The organism is Jeotgalicoccus sp. FSL K6-3177 (assembly GCF_038050175.1).
GTDB lineage: Bacteria > Bacillota > Bacilli > Staphylococcales > Salinicoccaceae > Jeotgalicoccus > Jeotgalicoccus nanhaiensis.
Genome location: NZ_JBBOSK010000001.1, coordinates 1,163,813 through 1,175,666, shown reverse-complemented (window position 1 = coordinate 1,175,666; position 11,854 = coordinate 1,163,813). Strand labels below are relative to the sequence as shown.

Genomic DNA, 11,854 nt, shown 5'->3' with positions numbered 1-11,854 from the left:
TTTACTGCACTCCTTTAAAAATAGTCGAACGTACAGACACATTAACGCCTTTCGGTACAGTCACTGTGACGGACGCTGATTTTGCCACCGATACAAAAGTCAGTCCGCTGATTAAAATGTCGCTCGTCTGATCAAGTTCCAGCTCATGAATGTCGAAGTTTGTGCTTAAGTAAGCTTCTTCAAGTTCAGGAGGTGCCAGAAGACCATTGTAATGCTTATCGTAAAACTCTCCTGCATTGACAGTTTTCGTACGGTGCACATTTAAGTGATGATTGCAGTAGACAGAAAAGCTGTTGGCATCTCCTGATGTGTAATCCACTCTCGCAAGGTTGCCGATAAAGAGTGTCTGGCCGCTTTTTAACTGAAAAGTTTTCGCTTTGATTTCTTTAGCCGGTGAAACGTATTTTAAATCGTTTACTTTCACATAATGTGAAATCTGTGAATCGACGACAATTCCCGGAGTATCGTAGAGGGTCTGGGTATCACCGAGCGGAATATCGATCATCCCGAGTGTCGTACCCGGAATGTTGCTCGTCGTAATAACATTCTTTAAGCCGGTATTGTCTTCAAGCAGTTTATTAATTAATGTCGACTTGCCGACATTTGTCGTGCCGACAATGTATACATCTTTTCCATCTGCCATATCACTGATTTTTTTCATCAGTACATCCAGGTTCTGTCCTTTTAAGGCGCTGATTGCAACTGTATCGTTTGCAGTTATACCTGCGTCTTTCAGCATTTTCTTAGCCCGCTCTACAAGGCGGCTTGTATTTGTGGATTTAGGGAACAAATCTATTTTATTCACTACAGCAAGTACTTTTTTGTCTCCGACAATACGGTTGAATGACGGGATAATACTGCCTTCAAAATCGAACACATCAATTACTTTGACAATCAGGCTGTCCGTTTCATAAAGCGAATTCAGCATTGTTAAAAAGTCGCCTGAATCCACATTTAATTCCTGTACTTCATTATAATGTCTTAAACGGTAGCAGCGCTGGCAGATCGGCTCTTCTTTATGAAGTCCGCTTGCCGGAATATACCCCTCTTCATTCTTATCTTCTGTCTGCAAAATGCTTCCGCATCCGACACATTTTATATCAGTCACATTATTCCTCCCATGTAATCATGTTTTTTCTTTTAAAGTATTTCATTATAACACGTTCTATTCTGCGGTTTAAGTAGGTCGCCCAGCCATCTTTTTCTTTGACGGGTACGACGAGAATACTATTGATGTTTACCCGGTTTGCCCCAAGTATATCCGTCATCAGCTGGTCGCCGACCATGACGGTATTCGCTTTTTTAGTGCCGAGTATTTTTAATCCTTTGTGGAAATTGGCAAGCATCGGTTTTTTTGCTGCAGAAATATATTCAATACCGTGCGGTTCTGCAAATTCCGCCACTCTTTGCTTATTGCCGTTCGACAAAATGAGCAGTTTAATGTTCGACTCTTCAAGCGTTTTTATCCATTTTAAAACATTATCATCAGCATCAGCCGCGTCAAAGGCAACCAGTGTATTATCAAGATCTGTCATTACAGCTTTAATATTATGCGCTTTTAAAAATTCCGGCGTAATATCTTCATACCGGCTGACAAAATGACTTGGCAGAAACTTATCTTCTATAATTTTCATAATATCTCTCCGGAAATTAAATTCATATTAACACAAAAAAAGCACCTTAAAATTAAGGTGCGCTTCGCTTACTCGATTATTTCAGGATCTTCTGTGTCAGTTTCAGTAAATACAACGAAACCGATAATAACCGTTATTACAATTGCAAGGATCATTAAAAATAACATAGTAACCTCCACATCACAGTTCTCTTAATAATGATTTTACAACTTCGGACGAGTGAACACAAGCTTTCGCGAGAAATTCTTCATAATTCATATCCGCTGCATCATTTGCAGAGTCGCTCATGGAGCGGATAATGACGAATGGCGTGTTAAACTGCCAGCAGGTCTGCGCAATACTTGAAGACTCCATGTCTACACACATTGCCTCTGGAAAATGCTTAAAAATATGTTCTTTTTCAGCATTGCTGTCGATAAAGGAATCCCCGCTCACAACGAGACCGCTCGCGCCATTAATCTCATCATTTAAAGATAGAGCATCGAGAGCTTGTCTGATCAGATTTTCATCGCTTGTATATACTTCCGGCATGCCGGGAACCTGGCCGTAGCTGTAGCCGAAATTAGTTGCATCGACGTCATGGTGGGCAACCGAAGTTGATACCACCATATCAGTCACTTTAAGATTTTCTCCCATGGCGCCTGCGACTCCGGTGTTAATTACATAATCTATATCGTAACGCTCAAGCATAAGCGCCGTAATAATACTCGCGTTGACCTTGCCGATACCGGACTGGACGAGCACTATACTTTTACCGTTTAATGTGCCTGTATAAGCTGTTGTATGTGCAAGCTTGTCTTCTTTTTCTATGAGCATCGCATTTTTTAACAGTTCAACTTCCGGCTCCATAGCACCGATAATTCCAATTGTATAATTAGTCAATTTTAACAATCTTAACTTTCATTTCATTGCCGTTCGGTAAAGCAACGTTAACTTCTTCTTTCAGTTTTGCTCCAAGAAGTGACTGCGCCATCGGAGACTCGTTGGAGATTTTACCTTCAAACGGATCAGCTTCCGCGCTTCCGACAATCTGATAAGACTCTTCATCACCGTCTGGAACTTCTTTAAATGTTACTGTTTTGCCGAGAGATACAGTATTATTATCTCCTGTATCTTCAATAATTACAGCATGTCTGATCATTTCTTCAATTTTAGTAATTTCTTTTTCAACAAACCCCTGCTCATCTTTCGCCGCATCGTACTCGGAGTTCTCTGACAAGTCTCCGAAACTGCGGGCAACTTTTATTTTCTCTACAACTTCAGGTCTTTTAACCGTTTTCAATTCTTCTAAATCTACATGAAGCTGGTCATATCCAGCCTGTGTCATTGGGTATTCTTTTTTGTTTTCCATCGTAAATCCTCCGTTATTTAAATTACTTCTAATATTTTATTCGTTTACCAGCGTGCGGATCTTAGTTGTAATAATATCTATCGCAACCATGTTCTCGCCGCCTTCCGGAATTATTATATCACTGAAGCGTTTTGTCGGTTCGATAAACTGCAGGTGCATCGGCCGCACAACTGATAAATACTGTTCAATGACTGAATCCATCGAACGTCCGCGTTCTTTAATATCCCTGCTCAAGCGGCGTAAAATACGAATATCAGAATCAGTATCGACGTATAATTTCACATCCATAAGATTGCGCAGTTCTTCATTTTCAAGAGCGAAAATACCTTCGATGATAATGACTTCTTTCGGCTCCACTCTTATCGTTTCGCTGCTTCTCGTATGATTGGTATAATCGTACGTCGGAATATCTACTGTTTCGCGGTTGATCAGCTGCTTGATATGTTCAATCAGCAGATCATTATCAAAGGCAAAGGGATGGTCGTAATTCGTCTGCAGACGTTCTTCCATCGTCTTGTCACTCTGATCCTTATAATAATAGTCCTGTTCGATTAAAACAATGCTGTGCCCCTGCAGGGATTCCATAATTTTTCTTGTTACTGATGTTTTCCCTGAACCGGAACCTCCGGCTATACCGATTATTGTCGGTTTGTCCATTCTGTTACACACCCTTAGTAAATTACAAGCAAGCCGTCGCCGACATTTAAAAATGAAGTCGTATACTCGCTGTCTTTCATTGACTGATTAAACGCTCTGACTTTGTCCCTCAGTTTGCGCTTATTTTTATTTTCTACATTATCATCTGCAATAAGACCGCGGACAAAAATATTATCGACGATAATTAAAGCATCCTCAGTTAAATATTTTTTATATTTATCAAAGAACAGCTGATTATTCCCTTTAGACGCATCGATAAAAAGAAAGTCAAATTGAGCATTGCCGAGATCAGCTTCTTTAGCATCAGCTAAAATCGTTTTAATATTACTGCTGTAGTCACTTTCACTGATATTCTCTCTGGCTGTTTCATGGCTCGCTTCATCTTTTTCAATCGTAGTAACATGAACACCTTGCCCCGCGCTTGCAAAATGCAGAGCACTGTAGCCGATCGCCGTACCGATTTCCAGAATATTTTTAGCACCTTTAATTGCGATGTACTGTTTTACAACATTCAGTGCATCGCTGTCTATAATCGGCACGCGGTTTTCCACTGCGTACCGGTGAACAGCAGGGAACAGTTCTTCATTCGTATTTAAATCTTTTACATAATTTATAAGTTCCATCTGATCACCATATACAAAAAATACAACTGATAACATAAGTTATCAGTTGTTAATCCATTACAAAAGATAGTACCATAATTCACTCTTTTTGAAAAGAGCTGATTACTGGTTATCTATATATTGTTCTCTGTTAGCCAGATGCTCATCATAAGTTTCCGCAAAGTGATTATTACCTTCACTGTCAGCAAGGAAATAGAAATAATCAGTATCGGACGGATTCATCGTGCTCTGCAGAGACTCCTGGCCCGGTGACGCAATCGGCCCCGGTGTTAATCCTGTATTTATATAAGTATTATATGGATCATCCACTTCGAGATCTTCATACAAGACAACTTCCTGATGCTCTCCGAGAGCATAGAGCACTGTCGGATCAGTCTGCAGCGGCATAGCCGGATTGACAGACATACGGTTTAAAAAGACGCTCGCAATGCGTGAACGGTCAGCAAGAGACGTCGCCTCTTCTTCGATAAGAGAAGAGAATGTCAGGAACTGATGGAAAGTGAGTTCCATAGGCTCGCCTTCATATTCTATAGTATAATCCGGTACGGACGTAAACAGACTGTAGCTGTTCTGCTCAGTAGCATCGAGCATATTTCTCACAAGCTGTTTTAAATCAGGTTCTTCAGTTGTAATATCGTAGGTTGCAGGATATAAGTAGCCTTCAAGAGGATACTTAATATCTTCAGCTAAAATTTCATCAGTCAGCATGTCAGGGTATTCTGCTATCAGTTCCTGAATGAATTCTTCATCTTCCATCAGTGCCATAAAATCGTCGCCCGACACCGGCAGATTATTTTCCAGCTGCGTGCTGATTTCATCCAGAGTGTATCCTTCAGGCACTGTTACACGGTACAGCACTTCCTGATATACCGTGCCGGATTCAAGCGTCCTTGCTATCTGCTCAAAATCCATGGCCGGAGACATCTGATATGTTCCTGCCTGATAGCTCGAAATACTGTTTAAACGCAAATATAATTCAAACATCGTACCATTTTTAACGATGCCCTGTTCTTCCAGAATATCTCCAATATCACCGGCGGAATATCCTTCGTCAATTGAGAGTTCTACCGTTTCCGTGGAATTCTCGTCTACTGGCTGCAGGCCTCCGCGTATGTATAAAAATGCGGATATGATACCGATAATAATAACAATAAGCAGTGCCAGCACGATGAACAGAGTCAGGTACGATGAAACATTTTTAGAAAATTTAACATCATCGTATTTACTCATGTGTATCTCCTATCTGAAAAAATAGCTTCCAATAAATTATTGGAAGCTGAAAGCATTTTACTCGTCATAGTCGTCCATCTGAGTGTTAACTACTTCTTCGATCATATCCCATTCGTCGTCAGTTTCAACCGGCAGGAATTTACCGCCGTCACCGTCTTCGTCCGGTACATTAATCATCGGAATAAGTTCTATGTCTTCTTCTTCGTCGCTGAAATTACCTTCTTCAGCTAAGATTACGTAGTTTTTATCGAAATCAGGGTGATAAAATTCCAGCATCTTGCGGTAAAGTACTTCCGAACCGTCCTCATCATAAAGTGTAAGCAGTTCTTCTTCTTTGTTAAATTCAGTGTTTTCTTCGCTCATAATTATGCTCCTTTGTGCGGGTTATCCAAGTACCCCTGTAATATAAATACTGCCGCCATCTTATCGATAACCGCTTTTCTTTTCTTGCGTGATAAATCTGCTTCAAGCAGGGATCTTTCGGCCGCTACTGTACTCAGCCGCTCGTCCCACAGAGTTATTTTAACATCTGTGAGTTCAAGCGCAAGTAATTTGGCAAAGTGCTGCGATCTTTCACCGCTTTCACCGATTGTATTGTTCATATTTTTCGGCAGGCCGACAACGATGGTATCCACTTCGTTGGTCTTTGCAATTTCAACGACCTGAGCTATGCCGTAATCGCCGGCCGGTGTATTAATTTTAAGCGTGGTAAGTCCTTGAGCTGTCCAACCCAGTGCATCGCTTAAAGCTACACCGATTGTTTTTGTGCCTACATCAAGGCCAAGAATTCTAACCATTTATCTCTTTGGAAACATAGTTTTTAACTAAAACTTCCATTATTTCATCGCGTTCAACGTGGCGAATCTGATTACGGGCTTCATTATGGCGCGGAATATAGGCTGGATCTCCGCTTTGAAGGTAACCGACAATTTGGTTAATAGGATTATAGCCGCGTTCTTCCAATGTGTTATAAACGTTAGTAAGTACCGCCTTTACGTTTTCTTCTTTACGTTCATCAACACTGAATTTCATTGTTTTATCGAACTGGTCCACAAAAAAGCACTCCTATTCTTACTTCTATATTTAATGTTGATTATATCATCTTAGAGGTGCTAAATAAAATCTTTAATATACTCGTCAACAAACTGTAATGCTGCTGTTATACTTGCAACATCTGTACCGCCGCCCTGAGCCATGTCCGGTCTGCCGCCGCCTTTGCCGTCGACAATACCGGCCATGCCTTTCATAATATCACCGGCGCGGACTTTCGATGTTAAATCTTTTGGAACAGTAACAACGAGTGATACTTTACCGTCCGTCACTGCAGCCAGTGCTATAATCGCATCCTGATTCTGCGATTTAATCAGGTCCATTTGAGCGCGGAGATCTTTCGCATCGGCTGCTTCAACTTCTTTTCTGATAACTGAAACGCCGTTTACTTCCGATGTTGCATCACCTAAATCATTTAATTTAGACTGCTGCAGTTCCGCTTTCAGTTTGTCATATGCATCCTGCTGCTCTTTTTTCTCTTCAAGCAGCTGTTCAAGTCTGTGTTCAACATTGCCTGTTTTTGTTTTAAGTGTGCCGGCTACATTTTCGACTGTTTGCTCATATTCTTTGTAAAGCTCGACAGCGTATTTGCTGGTCACTGCTTCAATGCGTCTGATGCCTGCCCCGATTCCGCTTTCTGAGACAATTTTAAATACTCCGATATCTGCAGTATTTCTGACATGAATACCGCCGCACAGTTCGACTGAGTATTCGTCAATATCCACAACACGCACTACATCGCCGTATTTCTCTCCAAACAGGGCCATCGCGCCTTTTTCTTTCGCTTCTGAAATCGGCATCTCTTCGATTGAAACATTTAAGCCGGCATAGATTTTTTCGTTAACGATATTTTCAATTTCTGCCAGCTGTTCTTTGTTTAAGGACTCCAAGTGAGAGAAGTCGAAACGGAGACGTTCGGCCTGAACGAGTGAACCTGCCTGATTTGCATGTTCTCCGATGACATCTTTTAAAGCTTGGTGCATTAAGTGAGTCGCCGTATGGTTTTTCATAACAAAGCTGCGCTTTTCTCTGTTTACGGCAAGTTTATACGTTTCGCATGTTGTTAACTTACCTTCAGTGACACGGATAACATGAACATTTTGCCCGTTAGGCGCTTTGTACACGTAATCCACTTCAGCTGTGCCGCCTTCATTTGAAATAATCCCTGTGTCAGCAATCTGGCCGCCACTCTCAGCATAGAATGGTGTTTCAGCGAAAATGACTTCAACCTGGTCTTCTCCGCTGTAATCATTAACGATTTTGTCCTCTGCCACTATATAAAGCAGGCTGCTTTCTGAGCTTGTAGTCTCGTAGCCTGTAAACACACTCGGTTCTGTAATACTGTGGAAGGTCTCCGACTGAACCTGCATTGAGTCCCCGCTTTTACGCGCCTCTCTTGCGCGCTGTTTCTGAGCAGTCATCTCTTCGGTAAAGCCTGCTTCATCAACTTCGAGACCGTCGAGTGCTGCATATTCCACTGTCAGCTCATACGGGAAACCGTAGGTATCGTAAAGTTTAAATGCATCTTTACCTGCAATGACTTTATCTTCGGCGAGTGCACGGTCACGGAGACCCTGGTAAATCTGCATGCCCTCGTCAAGCGTTGTAAGGAAGCGTTCTTCCTCGCCCTTCACAACATCTTTAATGAATGACGCTTTCTCTTTTACATTCGGGTAGAATTCGCCCATAACATCTCCGACGACATCGACCAGATTGTACATAAATGCTTTGTCGATGTTCAAATCTTTACTGAAACGTACTGCCCGGCGGATCAATCTGCGGAGCACGTATCCGCGCCCTTCGTTTGAAGGCAGTGCACCATCGGCAATGGCAAATGTAACAGTTCTGATATGGTCTGAAATCACCTTAAAAGCTGTATCCAGTTCTTCCGATTCACCGTATTTCTGTCCGCTGACTTTTTCAATTTCTTGAATAATTGGTGTGAACAGGTCTGTATCGAAGTTTGTTTTTGCATCCTGAATAACACTTGCGATACGTTCAAGACCCATCCCTGTATCAATATTCTGCTTAGGCAGCGGCGTATAGCTGCCGTCTTTATTATGATTGAATTCACTGAAGACAAGATTCCAAATTTCAAGATAACGTTCATTTTCTCCGCCGGGGTACATTTCTTCAGGCGGTGTTAACGTATCATAGTGTTCTCCCCGGTCGTAGAAGATTTCACTGTTTGGTCCGCACGGGCCTTCGCCGATATCCCAGAAATTTCCTTCAATACGAATAATCCGCGATTCGTCGAGACCGATAACATCTTTCCAGATATTTAAAGCATCAGTATCTTCCGGATGCACTGTAACGTACAAGAGGTCCGGATCAAAGCCGATCCAGTCGCTGTGCGTTAAAAACTCCCAGGCACGGACAATCGCTTCTTCTTTAAAATAGTCGCCGATGGAAAAGTTTCCGAGCATTTCAAAGAATGTATGGTGACGCGCAGTGAAGCCGACATTTTCAATATCGTTAGTGCGTATTGCTTTCTGCGCGTTAACGATGCGCGGATTTTCAGGCACGACACGGCCGTCAAAATACTTCTTTAAAGTTGCAACTCCCGAGTTAATCCATAAAAGAGAATCATCATCGATCGGCACGAGCGGTGCGCTCGGTTCCACCATATGATTATGTGCTTTAAAGTAATCTAAAAACATTTGGCGTATTTCATTGCCTGTTAAATTTTTCATAGTTATCACTCCTGTAATTTTATAAAAGAATACAAAAAAACCGCCCCTTAATAAAGGGACGATTGTTACCGCGGTACCACCCAAATTATGACATAGTCATCACTTTAGTTTTTCTTAAACTGACTGAAAGGCAGCACATATACGGATTATCATTGTTTTCACCAGCCACAATGTCTCTAAAAGTAATACCCGCATATTCGGAAATTCAGCTTTTATTAATACCAATTATAATTTTATAATCATTTAGTGTCAAACAAATTCGTACGGTGTGACACTTTCCATGCCGATCATCGGATCAATCGTCATGTTTTCAATCATTTCTTCTGTTAAATATTCGGGCAGCTCCTCCGGATTTTCTTTATATACTTTACAGTATTTTTGCAGGAACTGCTGCAGCATCGTATTTCTCGGAATACCTTCGCGTTTAATCGCGCTGTAAAAAGCATTGGCGTCGCCGCACAGTATTAATGATTCTTTCGCTCTCGTAATTCCCGTATAAATGATATTTTTCATCAGCATATGGTAATAACTCGAGACGATCGGCATAATGACAATCGGGTATTCACTGCCCTGAGCTTTATGGATACTTGTACAGTAGGCGTGCGACAGTTCCGTCAAGTCACTGCGTTCATATGCAATTTTCGTATTGTCATAATCCACAACGAGCGTATCTTTATCTACATCATCCGTATCTTTAAAGTAGATACCGTCGATAATACCGGAGTCGCCGTTAAAGATATTATCTTCTGTCCGGTTAATCAGCTGAATGACTTTATCGCCCGTCCGGAAAATTTTGTCGCCGAACTCGAGTTCTGTTTTGTCCTCAGACTCAGGATTTAAAATTTTCTGCAGAAGCTGATTTAAAATATTTATTCCTGCCGGCCCTCTGTAGATCGGTGCCAGCACCTGAATATCCCGCATGTCATATCCTTTTTTTACCGCTTTGGATACTACTGTATCGACTACATCGGCAATTTGATTTGTTCCTGCTGGAATAAAAAGTCGGTCTTTAAATTTATCGTTTATATTCATCGGTACGCCTTTGTCGATATCATAGGCCAGTTTGACAATTGATGATCCTTCACCCTGGCGGTAGACAGTATCGAGTACAGTCGTTTTAATTGTCCCGGAACCGATTAAATCTTTAAAGACAGTTCCCGGACCGACCGACGGCAGCTGTGCACTGTCGCCGACAAAGACGAGTTTTGTATGAGGCATAACGTTCTGGATAAACTGATAAAACAGCCAGGTATCCACCATCGACATTTCATCCACGATAATCAATTCCGCTTCAATTTCGTTGTCGATAATATCGTCGACTGCCGTATCCTGACCCCAGCCGATCAGCCTATGAATCGTACTCGCTTCAATACCGGAAGTGTCGGCCATCCGCTTAGACGCCCGTCCGGTGGGGGCGACGAGTTTGACCGGATAGTTTTTCGGTTCATATGAATCGTAATCTTCATATTCAAAGATTTCCTGATACAAGGTAATAATCCCTTTAACTATCGTAGTTTTACCGGTCCCCGGCCCGCCGGTAATAATCGATACTTTTTCTGTCAGCGCATTTAAGATTGCATGGCGCTGCTTGTCGTTATAATCAATCGACAGCGTTTTCTCAATACCGCTGATGACATCTTTAGCAAGTTCTAAATCAAGCTCATCAGGATTATGCGCGAGAATACTGCTTACTTTCTCGGCAGCTTTATGTTCTGAATAATAAATATTCGGCAGCGTGACTCTGTCTTCTGTAATAACAAGCTTTTTATTCAGTGCCAGCTGCTCTGCTGCAACGGCTACATCATCGCCCCTGAAATATATACCGGATGTATTCAGCCGCTCGAGCGTTTTTTCCTTTAGTTCTTCATGCATGATATAAGTGTGGCCGATGCTCGTAATTTCATCATTCAGCGTGTGCATCACACCCGCAACAAGACGTTCCGGATCATCCGGTTCTATACCTGCGTTAAGCGCTATCTGGTCAGCTTTTTTAAAGCCGATACCGAATATATCACTGACGAGCTGATACGGATGGTTCTCGAGAACATTTAAGGTATCTTCCTTGTATGTATCGATAATTTTTGAACGTTTTGACGGTTCGATATTCAATTTAATCATCAGGAGATAAGCTTCATCTGCCACATTTGAACTGCGGACAGTTTCAGTAATCTGCAGTTTTTTAGCTTTTGTCAGCCCTCTGACTTCATTTAATGCATTATCATCTTTTACAATTTTGCTGAGCGCATCGAGGCCCAGTGCATCGACAATTTTTTCAGCCGTCTTCTCGCCGACACCCGGAAATTTATCGCTCGAGAAATACTGCACCAGGCCGTGGCTCGTATTCGGGATTTCTTTTTTAAATTCAGTAGCGCTGAACTGCTCGCCGAAACGGGCATGCTGCGTCACCTTGCCTGTAAATTTATAACTCTCTGTTTCCTGGATATCATGAAAATGGCCGGTAACAATTGCATCATCTTTAAATTGGGTGTTCGTCTTCGAGACATTGACACGCAGAACATGAAACCGCGTATCTGCACTCATAAAGATTACACGATCCACATCACCGATAATATAAAGTTCATCATAGATAGATGTCTGTGCATCAGATGTCATAAT

At 41.9% G+C, this 11,854-nt stretch carries 12 protein-coding genes; all 12 read right to left on the bottom strand.

All coding sequences use genetic code 11. The annotated features are described in order from the left end of the window. Position 1: 1 nt before the first annotated feature. The 12 genes from yqeH to recD2 all read right to left on the bottom strand — a co-directional run bounded on the left by yqeH (position 2) and on the right by recD2 (position 11,851). A complete protein-coding gene (gene yqeH, locus MHH58_RS05780) occupies positions 2-1,108 on the bottom strand; it encodes a ribosome biogenesis GTPase YqeH (RefSeq protein ID WP_341345307.1) in 1,107 nt (368 codons plus the stop codon). A 1-nt stretch (position 1,109) separates the two neighbouring features. After that, positions 1,110-1,634, bottom strand: a complete 525-nt coding sequence (locus MHH58_RS05775; protein WP_341345306.1) for a YqeG family HAD IIIA-type phosphatase — start codon at positions 1,632-1,634, stop codon at positions 1,110-1,112. 180 nt (positions 1,635-1,814) lie between these two features. Beyond that, on the bottom strand, positions 1,815-2,516 hold the full coding sequence (locus MHH58_RS05770; protein WP_341345305.1) for a 5'-methylthioadenosine/adenosylhomocysteine nucleosidase: 702 nt from the start codon (positions 2,514-2,516) through the stop codon (positions 1,815-1,817). After that, positions 2,509-2,985, bottom strand: coding sequence for a transcription elongation factor GreA (gene greA, locus MHH58_RS05765; protein ID WP_115884433.1), 477 nt, complete (start codon positions 2,983-2,985; stop codon positions 2,509-2,511). The genes MHH58_RS05770 and greA overlap by 8 nt, the downstream gene beginning before the upstream one ends. Before the next feature lie 36 nt (positions 2,986-3,021). Further along, on the bottom strand, positions 3,022-3,642 hold the full coding sequence (gene udk / locus MHH58_RS05760) for a uridine kinase (protein WP_135096620.1): 621 nt from the start codon (positions 3,640-3,642) through the stop codon (positions 3,022-3,024). 14 nt (positions 3,643-3,656) lie between these two features. After that, the gene (locus tag MHH58_RS05755; protein WP_341345304.1) at positions 3,657-4,301 is read right to left on the bottom strand and encodes an O-methyltransferase; all 645 of its coding nucleotides are present in this window, start codon (positions 4,299-4,301) and stop codon (positions 3,657-3,659) included. 66 nt (positions 4,302-4,367) lie between these two features. Next, positions 4,368-5,495, bottom strand: coding sequence for an endolytic transglycosylase MltG (gene mltG, locus MHH58_RS05750; protein WP_341345303.1), 1,128 nt, complete (start codon positions 5,493-5,495; stop codon positions 4,368-4,370). Positions 5,496-5,552: 57 nt separating this feature from the next. Beyond that, on the bottom strand, positions 5,553-5,858 hold the full coding sequence (locus tag MHH58_RS05745) for a DUF1292 domain-containing protein (protein ID WP_115884436.1): 306 nt from the start codon (positions 5,856-5,858) through the stop codon (positions 5,553-5,555). Positions 5,859-5,860: 2 nt separating this feature from the next. Further along, positions 5,861-6,292, bottom strand: coding sequence for a Holliday junction resolvase RuvX (gene ruvX / locus MHH58_RS05740; RefSeq protein WP_115884437.1), 432 nt, complete (start codon positions 6,290-6,292; stop codon positions 5,861-5,863). Then, on the bottom strand, positions 6,285-6,548 hold the full coding sequence (locus MHH58_RS05735; protein ID WP_035808527.1) for an IreB family regulatory phosphoprotein: 264 nt from the start codon (positions 6,546-6,548) through the stop codon (positions 6,285-6,287). The genes ruvX and MHH58_RS05735 overlap by 8 nt, the downstream gene beginning before the upstream one ends. 59 nt (positions 6,549-6,607) lie before the next feature. Then, complete coding sequence (gene alaS / locus MHH58_RS05730) at positions 6,608-9,238, bottom strand: alanine--tRNA ligase (protein ID WP_341345302.1); 2,631 nt, start codon at positions 9,236-9,238, stop codon at positions 6,608-6,610. Positions 9,239-9,487: 249 nt separating this feature from the next. After that, a complete protein-coding gene (gene recD2 / locus MHH58_RS05725; RefSeq protein ID WP_341345301.1) occupies positions 9,488-11,851 on the bottom strand; it encodes an SF1B family DNA helicase RecD2 in 2,364 nt (787 codons plus the stop codon). Positions 11,852-11,854: the final 3 nt, after the last annotated feature.